This window comes from Amorphoplanes digitatis (assembly GCF_014205335.1).
Lineage (GTDB): Bacteria > Actinomycetota > Actinomycetes > Mycobacteriales > Micromonosporaceae > Actinoplanes > Actinoplanes digitatus.
Genome location: NZ_JACHNH010000001.1, coordinates 5,904,103 through 5,920,704, shown reverse-complemented (window position 1 = coordinate 5,920,704; position 16,602 = coordinate 5,904,103). Strand labels below are relative to the sequence as shown.

Here is a 16,602-nt window from a genome sequence, read left to right as displayed (position 1 = left end):
TTCAGGACGTGGTGACGCGCAGGCTGCGGCGGGCGAAGTGTTCGGCGGCCGCGGTGATCTGCTCGTTCGTCGCCGCCGGGGTGTCCGCCAGCGGATACGCCTGACCGAGCTCGCGGTACTTGGCGACGCCGAGCCGGTGGTAGCCGAGGATGTCGACCTGCTCGACGATGCCGCCCGCCTCGGCCGGGCCCCAGCCGGCGGCGATGTCGGCGACGCCGGCGACGTTGTCCGGGTCGTCGGTCAGGCCGGGCACGAGGACGAACCGGATGCGGATGCGGTTTCCCCGGGCGGCGAGACGGTCGCCGAACGCGAGGGTCGGCTCAAGGCCGACGCCGGTCACCTTCCGGTACGTCTCCGGGTCGCTGGACTTGATGTCGAGCAGGACCAGGTCGGTGTCGTCGAGCAGCCGGTCGCTCGCCCGGACGCCGAGGAACCCGGCGGTGTCCAGGGCGGTGTGCATACCCTCCTGCTTGCAGCGGTGCAGGTACGCCTCGATGAAGGTGCTCTGCAGCAGCGGCTCGCCGCCGGAGACGGTCACGCCGCCGCCGGACGCCTGGATGAACGCCTTGAAGCCGAGCATCTTGCCGACCAGGTCGTCGAGGGTGACGCGCTGGCCGTTTCGGCCCTCCCAGGTGTCCGGGTTCTGGCAGTACAGGCAGCGCAGGGGGCAGCCGGCGAAGAACGTGACGAACCGGGTGCCGGGCCCGTCGGCGGCGGTCACGACGTCCCACGAGTGCACCATCGCGACGAGTTCACCGTGCGGCGTGCGGGTCTCGGCCGGGGTGATTCCCAGGTCGGGGCGCTGGACCGCGGTGGCGTTCACAGCGAGCCGTGGAAGGTGCGGGAGACGACGTCGCGCTGCTGCTCCGGCGTCAGGCGCACGAAGTTGACCGCGTACCCCGAGACCCGGATGGTCAGCTGCGGATAGTTCTCCGGGTGCGCCATCGCGTCCTCGAGGGTGGCCCGGTTGAGCACGTTGACGTTCATGTGGAACCCGTAGGTCGAGGTGTAGCCGTCGAGGACGCCGACGAGGTTGCGTACCTGCTCGTCGCGGGTGCTGCCGAGGCCGTTCGGGGTGACCGTGGTGGTCAGGGAGATCCCGTCCAGGGCGTGCTCGTACGGCAGCTTCGCCACCGACAGCGCCGCGGCGACCATGCCGTGCTTGTCGCGGCCGTTCATCGGGTTGGCGCCCGGCGCGAACGGCTGCCCGGCCCGGCGGCCGTCCGGGGTGTTGCCGGTGTGCTTGCCGTAGACCACGTTCGAGGTGATCGTGAGCACCGACTGGGTGTGCACCGCCTGCCGGTATGTCGGGTGCTTGCGGATCTTGGCCATGAACGTCTCGACCAGACCGGCGGCGATGGAGTCGACGCGGTCGTCGTTGTTGCCGTACGCCGGGAAGTAGCCGTCGACGACGTAGTCGACGATCAGGCCGTCCTCGCGGACCGGGTGGACGGTGGCGTGCTTGATCGCCGACAGCGAGTCGGCGGCGACCGACAGGCCGGCGATGCCGCACGCCAGGGTGCGCAGGATGTCGGTGTCGTGCAGGGCCATCTCGATGCGCTCGTAGGCGTACTTGTCGTGCATGTAGTGGATGATGTTGAGTGCGTTGACGTAGGTGGCGGCCAGCCACTCCATCATCGTGTCGAACCGCGCGACGACCTGCTCGTAGTCGAGCACGTCGCCCTCCAGCGGCGGCAGGGCCGGGCCGACCTGTGCGCCGCTGTTCTCGTCGCGGCCGCCGTTTATCGCGTACAGCAGGGTCTTGGCGAGGTTGACCCGGGCGCCGAAGAACTGCATCTGCTTGCCGACGGCCATCGCGGACACGCAGCAGGCGATCGCGGTGTCGTCGCCGAAGCGCGGGCGCATCAGGTCGTCGGACTCGTACTGGATGGCGCTGGTGTCGATCGACACCTGCGCGCAGAAGTCCTTGAATCCGCGCGGCAGCGCGGGCGACCAGAGCACTGTCAGGTTCGGCTCCGGCGCCGGGCCTAGGTTGTAGAGGGTTTGCAGGTACCGGAAGCTGCTGCGGGTGACCAGCGGGCGGCCGTCGGCGCCCATCCCGCCGATCGCCTCGGTGACCCAGGTCGGGTCGCCGGAGAACAGCTCGTCGTACTCCGGGGTGCGCAGGAACCGCACGATCCGCAGCTTGATCACGAAGTCGTCGACCAGCTCCTGCGCCTGCGACTCGGTGAGCCGGTGCTCGGCGATGTCGCGCTGGAGGAAGATGTCGATGAACGTGGACGTGCGGCCCAGCGACATCGCGGCGCCGTTCTGCTCCTTCACCGCGGCCAGGTAGGCGAAGTACAGCCACTGGATGGCCTGCCGGCCGGTGCGGGCCGGTCCCGCGATGTCGTACCCGTAGGAGGACGCCATCCGCTTGAGCTCGGCAAGGGCGCGTATCTGCTCGGACAGCTCCTCGCGGCGGCGCACGGTGTCCTCGGTCATCGGCTGCGCCGCGCAGGCGTCCTTGTCGGCCTGCTTCGCGGTGATCAGCGCGTCGACGCCGTACAGGGCGACGCGCCGGTAGTCGCCGATGATCCGGCCGCGGCCGTACGCGTCGGGCAGTCCGGTGATGATGTGCGACCGGCGGGCGGCGAGGATGTCCGGGGTGTACGCGTCGAAGACGCCGTCGTTGTGGGTCTTGCGGTACTTGGTGAAGATCTCCGCGACGGCCGGGTCGGGCTCGTACCCGTACGCCCTGAGCCCGCCCTCGACCATCCGCCAGCCGCCGTTCGGGATGATCGCGCGGCGCAGCGGCGCGTCGGTCTGCAGCCCGACGATCAGCTCGTTCCTGTTGTCGATGTAGCCGGGCTGGTGGCTGGTGATCGTCGACGGGGTGACCGCGTCGACGTCGTAGACGCCGCGTTCCCGCTCGGCCGGGAACATCGCCGACAGCTTGTCCCAGATGCCGCGGGTCCGGTCGGTCGGTCCGGCCAGGAACGACGCGTCGCCGGTGTACGGCTCGTAGTTGGCCTGGATGAAGTCGCGTACCGCGATGCCGGTCCGCCAGTCGTCACCGGCGAACCCGCGCCACGGGTCGAGACCGGTGGCGGTCGTGTCGATAACGGTCGCGCTCATGTCGATCCCCCCGGGTGGTGTCCCACCTCCCATGGTGGTCCAGCCACCGCGGGATGTCCGTTGAACGCCATCGGTCTGACGTCAGCGCGCGGCGGCGGGCGACTCCGCGCGGATCTTCACCCTGGTACGCGCATCGGGCCGGCGCCCCGGCAGCTCCGGCCGGGTCCCGTGGTAGGCCGCGACCATGAGCTTCTGCATGTCGTCGAGCATCGGCGCGCGCGGGTTGGCCGGCGCGCACTGGTCCTCGTACGCGTTGAGGGCCTGCTGCGGCAGCGCGGCGAGGAACGTCTGCTCGTCGATGCCGAGCTCCGCGAACGACGACTCGATGCCGACCGCGGTCCGCAGCCGCTCGACCGCGGCGGCGAGCGCCTCCACCGCCTCGTCCGGGCTGTCGGCCGGCAGGCCGAGCATGCCGGCGATCTCGGCGAAGCGCCGCGGCGCGGTGTAGCTCTCGTACTTCGGCCAGCCGGACAGCTTCGAGGGCGCGCTGCCGTTGTAGCGGATCACGTGCGGCAGCAGCACCGCGTTGGTGCGGCCGTGCGCGATGTGGTACGTGCCGCCGAGCGTGTGTGACATGGCGTGCACGATGCCGAGGAAGGCGCTGCCGAACGCCATCCCGGCGATCGTGCCGGCGTTGTGCATCCGCTCCCGGGCGTCGGCGTCGCCGTTCATCACCGAGTCCTCGAGGTTGGCGAAGATCAGCCGGATGGCGTGCAGGGCGAGGCCGTCGGTGAAGTCGTTGGCGTAGACCGACACGTACGCCTCGATCGCGTGGGTGAGCGCGTCGAACCCGCTGTCGGCGGCGATCGCCCGCGGCATGCTCGCGGTCAGCGCCGAATCGACGATCGCGACCGTCGGGGTCAGCGCGTAGTCGGCGAGCGGGTACTTCTTGCCGGTGCGGTGGTCGGTGATGACCGCGAACGGCGTCACCTCCGCGCCGGTGCCCGACGTCGTCGGCACGCAGACCAGCCGGGCCCGCTCGCCGAGGGCCGGGAACGCGAACGCCCGCTTGCGGATGTCGAAGAACTTCTGCCGCATGTCCTCGAAGTCGACCTCCGGGTGCTCGTACTTGAGCCACATCACCTTGGCCGCGTCCATCGCCGAGCCGCCGCCGAGCGCGATGATCGTGTCCGGGCGGAACGCGCGCATCAGCTCGGCGCCGCGGTCGACGGTGGTCATCCGCGGTTCCGGTTCGATGTCGTCGATGATCTGGAGCACCACCCGGTTCGGGTGACGCTGGAGTACCCGGCTGATCCGGTCGACGAAGCCGAGCCGGGTCATCGTCGCGTCGGTGACGACGGTGACCCGCCGCACGTCGGGCATGTCGCTCAGGTAGCGGATGGCGTGCGGCTCGAAGTAGATCTTCGACGGCACCTTGAACCACTGCATGTTGTTGGTGCGCCGCCCGATCCGCTTGATGTTGATGAGGTTGACCGCCGACACGTTGTCCGAGACCGAGTTGCCGCCGTAGCTGCCGCAGCCCAGCGTCAGCGACGGCAGGAACGCGTTGTACATGTCGCCGATGCCGCCCTGCGACGCCGGCGAGTTCCAGATCACCCGGACCGCCCTGACCCGCTTACCGAACTCCACGACGAGGTCCGGGTCCTCGGTGTGGATCACCGCGCTGTGGCCGAGCCCGTGGAACTCCACCATCTCGGTGGCGGCCCGCATGCCCTCCTCGCGCGAGCCGACCCGCAGCACGGCCAGGACCGGGCACAGCTTCTCCCGCGTCAGCGGCTCGTTCACGCCGACCTCGCCGACCTCGGCCAGCAGCACCGAGGTCTCCGGCGGGACGCTGAACCCGGCGTTCTCGGCGATCCAGGCCGGTGACATGCCCACCACGTCGTGGTTGAGCCGCGCGCCGCTGCACGAGGTGCCGAAGGCGGCGGTGCCGAAGATGAACTCCTCCAGCTTCTGCTTCTCCTCGGCGGAGACCAGGTACGCGCCCAGCCCGCGGAACTCCTCCAGCGCGGCGTCGTAAATCGTGTCGTCGATGATCGCCGCCTGCTCGGAGGCGCAGACCATGCCGTTGTCGAACGACTTCGACAACACGATGTCGTTGACGGCCCGCGGCAGTTTCGCGCTCGCCTCGATCCAGGCCGGCACGTTGCCGGCACCGACGCCCAGCGCCGGCTTGCCCGCCGAGTACGCCGCCTTGACCATGTTGTTGCCGCCGGTGGCCAGGATCGTGGCGATGCCGCTGTGGTGCATGAGGGCGGTGGTGGCCTCGACGGACGGGTGCTCGATCCACTGGATGCAGTTCTCCGGCGCCCCGGCCGCGATCGCGGCGTCCCGGACGACCCGTGCCGCGGCGACGCTGCACCGCTGCGCGGCCGGGTGGAACGCGAACACGATCGGGTTGCGGGTCTTGAGCGCCAGCAGGGCCTTGAAGATCGCCGTCGAGGTCGGGTTGGTGGTCGGGGTGATCCCGGCGATCACGCCGACCGGATCGGCGATCTCCGTGATCCCGGTGACGTCGTCCTCGCTGATCACGCCGACGGTGCGCAGGCTCGCCATGCTGTGCGTGACGTGCTCGCACGCGAAGATGTTCTTGACGGCCTTGTCCTCGAAGATGCCCCGGCCGGTCTCCTCGACGGCGAGTCGCGCCAGCTCGGCGTGCTGGTCGAGGGCCGCGACCGAGGCCTTCTTCACGATGTGGTCGATCTGCTCCTGGTCGAAGGCCTCGTAGTCGGCGAGGGCCTTCAACCCGGCGGACGCCAGGCCATCGATCATGATCGAGACATCGGTCATGGTTCCGTCACCCCATCGGTATCCGGCGGCAGGCGTTCCGTTCGAGGATGACCCCCGCCCGTCGCCGTGGCGCACCGAATCGACGAATACCAACGTCTGACCATCCGGATACGTTCATAACGTCTGGCCTATCTGCCGTGCGATATGACGGTACGCTTCCGTATGAATATGGCGCCCAAACCATCCCATCTATATTGACGTGCATCGAATGGATGCCTAGCGTTCAGGCACGCACCCGGCGCGTGCCACACCCTGCCCGCGCCGACTCCTCCGCGCGAAAGGGCGTTGACCATGCTCCGAGGAGTACGTCGCACGACGCTTGCCGCCACCACGCTCCTGCTGTTGCTGGCCTTCGCGGGTCCGCCGGCCACCGCGCACGACCCGGACACCCCGGAGGGCAAGACCGAGCAGGCGGAGCTGCTCCGCATCTACGAGCCCACCTGGCGCAGCGGCGAGCGACTCGCCGGCGCGCCGGTGACCTGCGTCAACGGCCTCGCCGACAAGTACCCGTGCAAGAACGTCGACCTGCTCAGCTTCCTGCCGCAGTCCGCGCTGGGCGGCGGCGGCTCGTCGAGCATGTGGTACTGGTCCGACACCACCGACAGCAACGAATACATTCTGTACTGCCGCTCCAACGGCGTGTCCTTCGTCAACGTCACCGACCCGGGCAACCCGAGATACCTCGGGAATCTGCCGTCCGCGAATGGCGTCAGCTCGTCCTGGTGCGACATCCGCACCTACCGGAACTACGCCTACATCGGCAAGGATTCGGTATCGCACGGCATCCAGATCTTCAACCTCAACAAATTGCGCGGCGTGACCACACCGCAGACGTTCACCGCCGACGCCCGCTTCACCGGCCTGACGAACAGCCACACCCTGTGGATCAACCAGACCACCGGCTTCCTGTACGTCTCCGGGGCGAGCACCTGTAGCAAGGGCCTCACCATCTACGACATCAAGACGGCGCTCACGCTCCGGCAGGTCGGGTGCTACAACCGTGAGGTCTATTCGCACGAATCCGTCGTGGTGAACTACGCCGGCCCGGACACCCGGTACACCGGCCGGGAGATCGCGTTCAACTTCACCGGCCAGGGCAAGCGGTTCCAGATCCTCGACGTCACCGACAAGGCGAACATCAAGGTCCTGTCCAGCGTCACCCACCCGGGCGCCAGCTTCATCCACCAGGGCTTCGCGACCGCCGACTACAAGCACATGATCGTCAACGACGAGACGATCAGCACGCGCGGCGGCAGCCCCGAGTTCGTCTACAACATCGAGAAGCTCGACGCCGCCCGCTACGTCGGCAAGGACGTCGCCGTCCGCGGCGAGTTCGTCAACCACAACGGCTACACGGTCGGCAATCGGCACTACCAGGCGGCCTACCGCGGCGGCCTGCGGATCCTCGACACCTCGTCCGCCGCCTCGGCACAGCTGCCCGAGGTCGGCTACTTCGACGTCGACCCGGCCTCCAACGCCAGCGGCTACAGCGGCAGCTGGATGGCCCTGCCGTACCTGAAGAACGGAGTGGTCGCCGTGCAGAGCATCGGCGTCGGGCTGTTCCTCGTGCGGCCCACCGGCGCGGCGGCCGTACGCTGACCGGCCGCGCCTCGCGTCACCGCCGCCTGACGGCGGCGGTGACGCTCGCCGGTTTCGCCGGGGCCGCCTACCTGTTCGCCGACAGCCGGGCGCCGTCGGCGGCCCCGGCGCCGGCGCCCTCCCGGGTCGCCTACCACAGCGACGGGCTCTCCGACGCCTACGACGGCTTCCGCGCGGAGCCGCTGGCCCTGCCCACCGGCCGCGGCCCGGGCCGGGTGTCGCTGCGCGTCACCGGCCCGGCCGGCCCGGCCACCGACTTCCAGCAGGTGCACACCAGGCCGATGCACATGTACGTGCTGCGCGACGACCTGTCCGGCTACCAGCACCTGCACCCCGAGGTCGTCGACGGCGCGTGGACGGCGCCGGTGACCATCACCGACGGCGGCGCCTACCGGGTGTACGTCGAGTTCACGCCGCACGGCCGTCCCGCGGGCGCCGATCCCACCGTCCTCGGCGTGCCTTTCGTCATCGCCGGCGACACCGCCATGGTGCCGGTGCCCGCGCCGCGCGCGGAGATCAGGTCGGGCCCGTACACCGTGCGCCGCCTCGACGGCGTCGCCGACCTGGCCTCGGGCACGCAGACCGCGCTGCGGTTCCAGGTGCTCCGCGACGGCCGGCCGGCGGCGCTGGAGCCGTACCTCGGCGCGTACGCGCACCTGTCCAACTTCGAGGTGCGCACGCAGGGCCTCAAGCACCTGCACCCGCTGCCGGCCAACGCCACCGGCGCCGCGCCGGCGGACGGCGTGCTCGCCTTCCACGCCGCCTTCGCCGAACGCGGCGACAAGCGGCTGTTCCTTCAGTTCCGCGCCGGCGGCGCGGTCCGTCAGGTGGCCTTCACCATCTTCACGACCTGACCTCTCGCAGTCCGTCCAGGACGGTGAGCTGGGCGGGGGAGAGGCGAAGCCCTCGGCGGCCAGGTTCTCCTCGAGATGCTCCACCCGGGCGGTATCCGGAATCGGCAGCATCAACGGCGAACGGTGCAGCAGCCAGGCGAGCGAGACCTGGGTCACGGTGGCGCCGACCTCGGCCGCCACGGCGGCGACACCCGCCGCCGTCCCGATCCGCCCGATCTTGCCCTCGGCCCGCAGCTCGCGCAGCGTCCCGAGCTGATCGGCGAGCGGCGTCTCCGGGTCGATCCGGTGCAGCTGGAGCAGAGGGCCGACGCTAGCGGTTAATTCGGTGTGCGGCCCGCGGCTGTCGGCATAGCGTCGCGGGATGGGTGACGCTGACGAATGGATGCGCGGCTTCCGGGCGATCGCGGCACCGGAGTCCGAACAGGAGCGATTCGCCGGAGCCGTGCTGGTCTGTCGGCGCGACGAGAGGATCCTGGCCGAGGCGTACGGCATGGCGGACCGGGAGCGGAAGATCCCGAACGAGGTGTCGACCCGCTTCCGCAACGGTTCGCTCACCAAGATGTTCACCGCGGTGGCGGTGGTGCGGCTGATCCAGGCCGGCCTGGTGGATCCCGACGCGCCGGTGGGCACCTACCTGAGCGACTACCCCAACTCCGAGGTCGCCAGCAAGGTCACCGTCCATCACCTGCTGACCCACACCGGCGGCACCGGGGACTTCTTCTCGCCGGAGTACGAGGAACATCGCACCGAGCTCCGCACCGTCGCGGACTACCTGCGGCTGTTCGGCGAGCGGGCACGGCGCTTCGAGCCCGGCGCCTGGTTCGACTACAGCAACTACGGGTTCATCCTGCTGGGCGCCGTGATCGAGCGGGTCAGCGGGCAGAGCTACTACGACTACGTCGACGACCACGTGTTCGCGCCGGCGGGGATGCGGCGCAGCGGCGCGCTGCCGTTCGACACGCCGGTGGCCGATCTGGCCGTCGGATACACGGCCGAGGACGGGCAGGTCTTCCGCGACACCGACACCCTGCCGTACCGGGGCTCGCCCGCGGGCGGCGGCTACACCACTGTCGAGGACCTGTGGCGGTTCGCCACCGCGCTGACCGGCAACCGGCTGCTCGACGCGCGGCACACCGCCCTGATGACCACGGCGAAGCTGAACGCCGGCTGGAGCGGCAGGTGCGTCGCCTACGGCTTCGTCGATCGCACGGTCTACGGCATCCGTACGCTCGGCCACACCGGCGGATCGCCGGGCGCGAGCGCCGAGCTGACGATTTTTCCCGACTCCGGCCATGTCGTCGCCGTGCTGGCCAACCTCGACCCGCCCATCGCCTCGCAGGTCTCCGAGTTCATCTGCCACCGCCTGCCCGTCAGCCGAACAGCGCGGTGCCGTACTTGCTGACGACGATCAGGGCGAGGGTGAGCAGCCAGATCGTGATCACGAGGACGTCGTAGTCCGCGTCGATGAAGCGGGCCGCGGCCCGCTGCGCCCGCTCGGGCAGATACAGGTTGTCGTCCCGGATGTTCACGTGGGTGAGCGTGCCGAAGACCAGCGTGGTGGAGACGGTGACCAGCAGGCACCACGGGCACAGCGCGCCGATGTTGACCATCGCCTGGTACAGCAGCCAGTACGCGAAGACGACGCCGACGGTGTAGACCACCTGGGCGGCGAACATGAACCCGCGGGGGAACCGGACCCCCGCCAGGCTCGCGACGGCGATGGTGATCACGACGGGCTCCGCGACCAGCCCGAGGAACGCGTTCGGGAAGCCGAACAGCTGCGCCTGCCAGCTCTCCGCGACCGTGCCGCAGCTGATCACGTCGTTGATGTCGCAGGAGAGGTTGAGGTGCGGGTCCGCGGCCAGGCGCACCGCGTCGACCGACAGGACGAACGAGGCAAGCAGGCTCAGGCACGCCGAGAACAGCATCGTGCCGTAGATCCAGGCGTCGGCGTGGCGCAGCTGACGGAACCAGGTCAGCGGGTCCCGCATCAGCCGGCCGCCTGGGTGATCGCCTGGGTCAGCGGGCCGACCGTGTACAGGTCGCCCTCGAACACCTTGCCGTCGATCTTCACGAACGGCGTGCCCTGGAGGCCCGCGGCGAACGCCGCGTCGGTTCCGGCGGCGACCCACGGCTCGAAGGTCCCCCGGTCGAACGTGGCGACGACCGGCTCCGGCACGCCGGCCTGGCGGGCCAGCCCGGCGATCTGCTCGTCGGACAGGCCCTTGCTGCCCTCGGCGGGCTGGTCGGCGTAGAGCGCCGCGTTGAACGCGAGCAGCTTGTCCGGCGCCTGGTCCTGCACGGTCGCGGCGGCGTTGGCGGCCCGGCTGGAGTAGCGGGTCCCCTCCGACTGCTCGTCGAGGAAGGCCAGCGGGTGCAGGTACTGGCGCACGGTGCCGGCGCCGATCAGCCGGGCGATCTCGGCGCCGTTGGCGCGTTCGAACCGGCCGCAGTACGGGCACATGTAGTCCGCGTACACCTCCAGCCGGACCGGTGCCTCGGCGCGGCCGGTGACCAGCGCGCCGTCCTCGCTGCCCTGCGGCGGCACGACCGGACCGGACACGGCGGGCCGGACCGTGGAATCGGTGTCGCCGCTCTTCACGATCGTGACCACGATCGCGACGACCAGCCCGACGATGACGACCGCGCCGACGATCAGCGGCCACCGCGGCCCGCCGTCGGCCTTCACGGCGACCGTCCTTGCGCCCTTGCCCGGTTGCTTGGCCACTGTTTCCCCCGTGCTCGCCCTTCTTCAGGCTAGGAGGGATCGGCCGACCGCATGGCCAGATCGGCGGACGCCGTTGCGGGATATACCCCTGGGGGGTATATTGGCCCGCATGACTCAGGCGACATGGAGGACTGCGGCGGCGGCGACGCTGCACTGCCTCACCGGCTGCGCGATCGGCGAGGTGCTCGGCATGGTGATCGGCACCGCGGCCGGGCTGCACAACGCCGCCACCGTGGCGCTCTCGATCGCCCTGGCGTTCGTGTTCGGCTACGCGCTGACCATGCGGGGCGTGCTGCGCGCCGGCGTCGGCCTCCGGGCCGCGCTGAAGATCGCGCTGGCGGCCGACACCGTCTCGATCGCCGTGATGGAGCTGATCGACAACGCGGTCATCGTCGCGGTGCCCGGCGCGATGGACGCCGGGCTGACCAGTGCGCTGTTCTGGGGCGCCCTGGCGTTCTCGCTGGTGGTGGCGTTCGTGCTGACCACCCCGGTGAACCGGTGGATGATCTCGCGGGGCCGGGGCCACGCGGTGGTGCACCATTACCATCACGCACACTGAGGGGCATCGGGATGCTGACCTGGGATCGGGTGCTGTCGTGGCGGATGCGCCGGCAGCTCCTCGACCGGCCGTCGGGAACCGACGCCGAGCGCGTCGTCGAGCGGCTGTGCGGCGTGCAGGCGCAGGTCGCCTCCGCCGCCGACCAGGCCATCGCGGCGCGCCTTCCGGCGCCGGCCCGCGGCGGGGCACGCCGGGCCCTCGACGACCGTCGGCTGATCAAGGTCTGGGCGATGCGGGGCACGCTGCACCTGCTGAGCGCGAGGGACGCGCCCGCCTTCCTGAGCCTGATGGCGGCCGCCCGCACCTGGGAGAAGCCGTCCTGGCAGAAGACGTTCGCCACCGCGGCCCAGATCGCCGCCATCGCCGACGCCACCCGCGCCGCCCTGCACGGCCGGACCCTCACCCGGGAGCAGCTCGCCGCGGAGATCATGCGGCGCACCGGCGACGACTCGCTCGCCGGGCCGCTCGGCTCGGGCTGGTCCACGGTCCTCAAGCCGCTGGCCTGGCAGGGCCTGCTGTGCAACGGGCCGAACGACGGCAACAAGGTCACTTTCACCGCGCCGGAGACGTGGCTCGCGGACTGGCCGGGCCTGCCGGAGCCCGACGAGGCGGCGCGGCGCGTCATCCCGGCATATCTGGGCGCCTACGGTCCGGCCACCATGGACGCCTTCGACCAGTGGCTCATCCGCGGCGGTTCGAGGAAGGCCTCGCTGAGGGGCTGGTTCGCCGCGCTGACCCGGTCGGGCGAGATCACCGAGGTGACGGTGGACGGGGTGGCGGCGTACGCCCGCACCGAGGATGTGGATGACATCGCCGGCGCCGGGCCGATGACCGGTGTCCGGCTGCTGCCCGCGTTCGACCAGTTCGTGCTCGGTCCGGGGACCACGGACGAGCACATCATCGCGCCGCACCGGCGGGCGCTGGTCAGCAGGGCGGCCGGCTGGATCTCGCCCGTCGTGGTGGCCGGCGGGCGGGTCGCCGGCGTCTGGGAGCAGGGCGACACCTTCGAGGTCACGCTCTTCCCGGAGGCGGGCGACGTCTCCGAGGCGGAGCTGGCCGCGGAGGCGACCAGGATCGCCGGCACCGACGTAGGACTGGTGGTGAAGCGTCGTCACCTAGAGTGAGGAAATGGCGATGACCGAAGAGGGCACGTTCCACCCGGCGCCGATAAAGCCCACGATGTCCTACGAAACGCTGGCGCAGATCGATGTAAGGGTGGGCACCATCGTGAAGGTGGAAGAGGTCGAGAAGTCCGACAAACTGGTGCGCCTCATAGTGGATTTCGGCGACCACCGGAGAAACGTCCTCGTCGGAATGAAGAAGGAACGCGACAACCCGGCGGAGATCGAGGGCCGGCAGGCACTCTTCGTCGTCAACCTTGAGCCCCGGAAGATGATGGGCGAGCTCTCCGAGGCGATGATGTTCGACATCGGGTACGCCGACAAGGTCGTCCCGGTGCTCGCGATGCCGGAACGACCCGTGCCGAACGGCACTCGCGCCGGCTGACGCGGGCCGGCCGCTCGTCCTGAATCAGGCCATCGACAGCGGGTCGGGTGGGAAGAGCTGGTGCCCGTCCCAAGGATCGACCGGCGCGGGGTAGGCGGGCTCCGCCGTGACCGGTCCCGCAGGGGCAGGTTCCGCTGTGATCGGCGTGGTGGGGGCGGGTTCCGCCGTTACCGGCCGGGTGGGGGCGGGTTGCGCCGTTACCGGCCGGGTGGGCGCGGGTTCCGCCGCCGGCCCTGCGGGCGTCGGTTCCGCCGTTACCGGCCGGGTGAAGGCGGGATCCGCCGCCGGTCCGGCGGGGGTTGGTTCCGCCGTTGCCGGCCGGGTGGGGATGGGGTCGGCCGTTACCGGACGGGTGGGGGCGGGTTCGGCGAGGAGGTCCGTTGCGGTGGCGCGTTCGTCGTTGAGCTGGGCGCGGGCGGCCTCGAAGACCGGCCCGGTGAGGCCGGCCAGCGGCTCGTCCCGCCAGCCGTCGAGCGCCCGGCGTATCTCGTCGGTCGCGTGTTCGGCGCGCGCCCGGGCCAGCGCGGCGCGGAAGACCTCGGCGTCGACGGCGTTCTCGTCGGCGCGGAGCACGTAACCGCCGTCGGTCAGCGCGATGAGCGACGTCCGCTGCGGGTCGAGGGCACGGCGCAGCGCGCCGACATACCGCTGCACCACGTCGACGCCGTTCTCCGGCGGATCGCCGCTCCAGAGCGCGGCGACGATGCGGTGCACCGGCACGGGCCGGCCGGCGTGCAGCAGCAGGATGGCGAGGACCGCCTGCTGCCGGGGCGGCCCGAGGTCCACCGGTTCGGAGCCCCGGTAGGCGCGGACCGAGCCGAGGATCTCGAACCGCAGCGGCACGGCGGACGAGCCGTCGGTCATCTCGATATCCCCACAGAGCAGCGGTCCTCGAACTGCGGCGGTGCGGCAGCCAGCAGCAGCATATCGGGCGGCGCGACGGCGGAAACTCGACGAAAGTGCCGTCCTCACGGGCCCATGCCGAACCAAACAGCTAGGTTCCTAGGATGCCGTGCGAGGTGTGACGGCCAGGACCGCAGGCCCGGCCGATGCGAGTGCGGCGGCCAGGACCGCCGGCCCGGCTGATCGAGGTGTGACGGCCGGGACCACCGGCTCGGCTGAGCGGAGTCAGGCGGGCCGGCGGCGATGGGCCGGGCGAGAGGGCTCGCCTGCGCACCCGACGGCGGGCTGGTCTGGAAGGCTTGGGGCGTGGGTGATCCGCATTCCGGCACCGGCTCGGTCTCGGCCGAGACGCCGGCCGTTCGCATCGTGCAGCTGAACGGCGCGGTGTTCCACGCCCTGGCCCGGGGCGACCTGGCCGCCGCGGAGGCCGCAAGCCCGGTGCCGCTCTCGGACTACCTGGCCGGCCCGCAGTGCCACGGCCTGTGGCAGAGGCGCGCCGAGCAGTGCGACCGGGACCCGGCCAGCGCGGCCTGGGTGACCGGCATCGTCTGGGACCAGCGGCTGTCCCTCGCGGTCGGCGCGGCCGGCTTCCACGGGCCACCGGACGGCAGCGGCATGGTGGAGATCGGCTACCGCATCGACCCGGTCCACCGACGTCGCGGCTACGCGCGCGCCGCCCTCGAGGCGCTGCTGGCCCGCGCCGCGGGGGAGCCCGAGGTCCGCCGGGTCCGGGTCAGCATCCGGCCCGACAACCTGCCCTCGTCACGCCTGGCGCTCCAGTACGGCTTCCGCCAGATCGGCGAGCAATGGGACGACGAGGACGGGCCGGAGCTGGTCTACGAGATCCCGTGATCACGGTGGAGTGGTCGGGTCCCGGCCGAGGCGTCGTGGCCGCTGCCGCCGCCCGGCGGGGTGCGGTCGCGCGACAGGGCCCGGCATAGTCGTGATGGTGTCCGGCTTGAGTAGTTCGGAGTAGAAGCGCCGCTGTTGGTGGCAGCAAGACGGGCATGACCAGTTCAGAAGATCATCAAGGTTCTCTACGCCACGATGATCTATCCGAAGTGAGTCATGCCCGCCCTGCCATCATCGCTGATCTCATCCCTGTCCTGTGCACCGGCTCTGACCGTCCCCGAACCGCTCGTGGCCTGCCCGCAGCGCTCGCCGAGCTGCCTGACCCGCGGTCCAAGCGAGGCGTCCGGCACCGGCTGACGGTCGTGGTGACCGCCGCGGTGTGCGCCGTAGTGGCCGGCTACCGCTCGTATACCGCGATCGCCGAATGGGTCGCCGACGCTCCGGACACGACCGCGCCGGCGTTGGGCATCGCTCCCGACCGTCGGCCGTCCGAAGCGATGATCCGCCGGCTGTTGCAGGCCATGGATCCGCAGCTGCTGACCACGGCGATCGGTGTCTGGATCGGCGGGCGGGCCACGGCCGGCACCTCGCCTTCAGGCCGGCGGGCGATCGCGGTCGACGGCAAGTCGCTGCGCGGATCCCGTACCACCGACACCGCCGCCAGACACGTGATGGCCGCCTGCGACCAGGCCAGCAGTGTGATCCTGGCCAGCACCGATGTAGACGGCAAGACCAACGAGATCACCCGGTTCGGTCCGCTGCTCGACCAGATCGGCGACCTCCGCGACACCGACATCGCCGCCGGGACCCGACATTACGCCCGCGACAGCGACCGCCCACTGGCTCTGCTCGGCATCACCTGACGAATTTGCCGGGGCCCTGGGTAACCTCCCGCGATGTTCGGGTACGCGCGGCGAGCACCGCGACCGGAATCAGCATGATCAGCCAGCCCTGCCAGCCGCTGAGTCCGGTCAACCAGCCGTCGATTCTCGGTTCGGCCGCCTTGTCCGCGACCACGACCTGCACGAACCCGAAGACGACGGTGTTGTTGACCGCGTGTCCTACCACCGCGGGCCAGATCGACCCGGCGGCCAGCCGCAGCCACCCGAGCACCATTCCGAAGAACACACAGAAGATCGTGAACGGCAGCAGGGACCGCAGCGCGTCCCCGCTCATCGAGAACCACGGCCCGACATAGAACGGCAGATGCCACACTCCGCAGATCACGCCGATCAGGACCAGTGCCGGCCACGTGCCCATCCGCTCGCGCAGCCGGTTCAGCAGATAGCCGCGCCAGCCCCACTCCTCGCAGAACGCCAGCGGCAGGATCAACGCGAACTGCGCCAGGTTGGCGGCGAAAGCCTGCCCGATCAGCTCCCACGGGACACCGGCCTGGCCGGCGGTCGCTGGGCCGTAGACGTCGCGCAGCGCGGAGAATCCGTCCAGGTCGGCCGGATAGAGCCCGGTCACGGCATTGAATCCGACGGCCAGCGCTGACATCGCGATGAACAGCACGAAGGCGAGCAGGCAGTACCCGGCCGTCCGCCGGATCGGGTGGACCGGAACCAGTGCGGTCGCCTCGGCGATGTTCGCCGGCCGCCACACATAGCGGGCCGCTACCCAGGTCGCGATCGCGACCGACAGCATCGCCGCGAAGAAGAGAATCCGCACACCGGTGACCTGCTCGAACACCCACAGCACCCACGGCAGCCCGAACACGATCCCCAGGAACACCCGGACGTCGGCACTCATCTTGTCGTCCCCACCGGGCA

At 70.4% G+C, this 16,602-nt stretch carries 16 protein-coding genes; 9 read left to right on the top strand and 7 right to left on the bottom strand.

Going from position 1 to position 16,602, the window contains the following annotated elements:
• Window position 1 precedes the first annotated feature (1 nt).
• The 3 genes from pflA to adhE all read right to left on the bottom strand — a co-directional run bounded on the left by pflA (window position 2) and on the right by adhE (window position 5,829).
• Complete coding sequence (gene pflA / locus BJ971_RS26005; RefSeq protein WP_239087154.1) at window positions 2-823, bottom strand: pyruvate formate-lyase-activating protein; 822 nt, start codon at window positions 821-823, stop codon at window positions 2-4.
• A complete protein-coding gene (pflB, locus tag BJ971_RS26000) occupies window positions 820-3,078 on the bottom strand; it encodes a formate C-acetyltransferase (RefSeq protein ID WP_184995818.1) in 2,259 nt (752 codons plus the stop codon). The genes pflA and pflB overlap by 4 nt, the downstream gene beginning before the upstream one ends.
• A gap of 81 nt (window positions 3,079-3,159) precedes the next feature.
• Window positions 3,160-5,829: a bifunctional acetaldehyde-CoA/alcohol dehydrogenase gene (gene adhE, locus BJ971_RS25995; protein ID WP_184995817.1), complete on the bottom strand. Its 2,670-nt coding sequence runs from the start codon at window positions 5,827-5,829 to the stop codon at window positions 3,160-3,162.
• A 291-nt stretch (window positions 5,830-6,120) separates the two neighbouring features.
• Here adhE and BJ971_RS25990 point away from each other — a divergent pair, with 291 nt between their 5' ends.
• From BJ971_RS25990 to BJ971_RS25975, 4 genes are all read left to right on the top strand, one after another.
• On the top strand, window positions 6,121-7,428 hold the full coding sequence (locus tag BJ971_RS25990) for a choice-of-anchor B family protein (protein WP_184995816.1): 1,308 nt from the start codon (window positions 6,121-6,123) through the stop codon (window positions 7,426-7,428).
• A gap of 38 nt (window positions 7,429-7,466) precedes the next feature.
• Window positions 7,467-8,282, top strand: a complete 816-nt coding sequence (locus tag BJ971_RS25985; RefSeq protein WP_239087155.1) for a DUF8832 domain-containing protein — start codon at window positions 7,467-7,469, stop codon at window positions 8,280-8,282.
• A gap of 123 nt (window positions 8,283-8,405) precedes the next feature.
• Window positions 8,406-8,603 carry a hypothetical protein gene (locus tag BJ971_RS42680; protein WP_221478841.1) on the top strand — a complete coding sequence of 66 codons (198 nt, stop codon included), beginning with the start codon at window positions 8,406-8,408 and terminating at the stop codon, window positions 8,601-8,603.
• A 40-nt stretch (window positions 8,604-8,643) separates the two neighbouring features.
• Window positions 8,644-9,684: a serine hydrolase domain-containing protein gene (locus tag BJ971_RS25975; protein ID WP_184995815.1), complete on the top strand. Its 1,041-nt coding sequence runs from the start codon at window positions 8,644-8,646 to the stop codon at window positions 9,682-9,684.
• Here BJ971_RS25975 and BJ971_RS25970 read toward each other — a convergent pair.
• Window positions 9,653-10,273: a vitamin K epoxide reductase family protein gene (locus tag BJ971_RS25970; protein ID WP_184995814.1), complete on the bottom strand. Its 621-nt coding sequence runs from the start codon at window positions 10,271-10,273 to the stop codon at window positions 9,653-9,655. The two genes, BJ971_RS25975 and BJ971_RS25970, sit on opposite strands and share 32 nt — an antisense overlap.
• Complete coding sequence (locus BJ971_RS25965) at window positions 10,273-11,010, bottom strand: DsbA family protein (RefSeq protein WP_184995813.1); 738 nt, start codon at window positions 11,008-11,010, stop codon at window positions 10,273-10,275. Before BJ971_RS25965 ends, BJ971_RS25970 begins: the two co-directional genes overlap by 1 nt.
• Window positions 11,011-11,119: 109 nt before the next feature.
• On the opposite strand from BJ971_RS25965, the gene BJ971_RS25960 reads away from it, so the two are divergent.
• From BJ971_RS25960 to BJ971_RS25950, 3 genes are read left to right on the top strand one after another with little or no spacing between them, the layout of a single operon-like run.
• Window positions 11,120-11,569 carry a DUF4396 domain-containing protein gene (locus tag BJ971_RS25960; RefSeq protein WP_184995812.1) on the top strand — a complete coding sequence of 150 codons (450 nt, stop codon included), beginning with the start codon at window positions 11,120-11,122 and terminating at the stop codon, window positions 11,567-11,569.
• A gap of 11 nt (window positions 11,570-11,580) precedes the next feature.
• On the top strand, window positions 11,581-12,693 hold the full coding sequence (locus BJ971_RS25955) for a winged helix DNA-binding domain-containing protein (protein ID WP_184995811.1): 1,113 nt from the start codon (window positions 11,581-11,583) through the stop codon (window positions 12,691-12,693).
• Between the two features lie 4 nt (window positions 12,694-12,697).
• Window positions 12,698-13,075, top strand: a complete 378-nt coding sequence (locus BJ971_RS25950) for a hypothetical protein (RefSeq protein ID WP_203709103.1) — start codon at window positions 12,698-12,700, stop codon at window positions 13,073-13,075.
• Window positions 13,076-13,099: 24 nt separating this feature from the next.
• On the opposite strand, the gene BJ971_RS42295 is transcribed toward BJ971_RS25950, so the two are convergent.
• Window positions 13,100-13,939, bottom strand: a complete 840-nt coding sequence (locus tag BJ971_RS42295) for an AfsR/SARP family transcriptional regulator (protein WP_184995810.1) — start codon at window positions 13,937-13,939, stop codon at window positions 13,100-13,102.
• A 345-nt stretch (window positions 13,940-14,284) separates the two neighbouring features.
• Here BJ971_RS42295 and BJ971_RS25940 point away from each other — a divergent pair, with 345 nt between their 5' ends.
• Together BJ971_RS25940 and BJ971_RS25935 are read left to right on the top strand one after the other, a co-directional pair.
• Window positions 14,285-14,830 carry a GNAT family N-acetyltransferase gene (locus tag BJ971_RS25940; protein ID WP_239087156.1) on the top strand — a complete coding sequence of 182 codons (546 nt, stop codon included), beginning with the start codon at window positions 14,285-14,287 and terminating at the stop codon, window positions 14,828-14,830.
• A gap of 155 nt (window positions 14,831-14,985) precedes the next feature.
• Complete coding sequence (locus BJ971_RS25935; protein WP_239087157.1) at window positions 14,986-15,693, top strand: transposase family protein; 708 nt, start codon at window positions 14,986-14,988, stop codon at window positions 15,691-15,693.
• Here BJ971_RS25935 and BJ971_RS25930 read toward each other — a convergent pair.
• Window positions 15,686-16,582 (bottom strand): CPBP family intramembrane glutamic endopeptidase, encoded by an 897-nt coding sequence (locus BJ971_RS25930; protein ID WP_184995808.1) that lies wholly within the window; start codon window positions 16,580-16,582, stop codon window positions 15,686-15,688. The genes BJ971_RS25935 and BJ971_RS25930 overlap by 8 nt on opposite strands.
• Window positions 16,583-16,602 lie beyond the last annotated feature (20 nt).

What these genes read in the sequence shown, in the direction of transcription:
- BJ971_RS25935 (WP_239087157.1), top strand. Translation starts at nt 14,986, where the DNA reads ATGACCAGTTCAGAAGATCATCAAGGTTCTCTACGCCACGATGATCTA.
- pflB (WP_184995818.1), bottom strand. Translation starts at nt 3,078, where the DNA reads ATGAGCGCGACCGTTATCGACACGACCGCCACCGGTCTCGACCCGTGG.
- BJ971_RS25930 (WP_184995808.1), bottom strand. Translation starts at nt 16,582, where the DNA reads ATGAGTGCCGACGTCCGGGTGTTCCTGGGGATCGTGTTCGGGCTGCCG.
- BJ971_RS25990 (WP_184995816.1), top strand. Translation starts at nt 6,121, where the DNA reads ATGCTCCGAGGAGTACGTCGCACGACGCTTGCCGCCACCACGCTCCTG.
- BJ971_RS25975 (WP_184995815.1), top strand. Translation starts at nt 8,644, where the DNA reads ATGGGTGACGCTGACGAATGGATGCGCGGCTTCCGGGCGATCGCGGCA.
- BJ971_RS42295 (WP_184995810.1), bottom strand. Translation starts at nt 13,939, where the DNA reads ATGACCGACGGCTCGTCCGCCGTGCCGCTGCGGTTCGAGATCCTCGGC.
- adhE (WP_184995817.1), bottom strand. Translation starts at nt 5,829, where the DNA reads ATGACCGATGTCTCGATCATGATCGATGGCCTGGCGTCCGCCGGGTTG.
- BJ971_RS25955 (WP_184995811.1), top strand. Translation starts at nt 11,581, where the DNA reads ATGCTGACCTGGGATCGGGTGCTGTCGTGGCGGATGCGCCGGCAGCTC.
- BJ971_RS25950 (WP_203709103.1), top strand. Translation starts at nt 12,698, where the DNA reads ATGGCGATGACCGAAGAGGGCACGTTCCACCCGGCGCCGATAAAGCCC.
- BJ971_RS25970 (WP_184995814.1), bottom strand. Translation starts at nt 10,273, where the DNA reads ATGCGGGACCCGCTGACCTGGTTCCGTCAGCTGCGCCACGCCGACGCC.
- BJ971_RS25960 (WP_184995812.1), top strand. Translation starts at nt 11,120, where the DNA reads ATGACTCAGGCGACATGGAGGACTGCGGCGGCGGCGACGCTGCACTGC.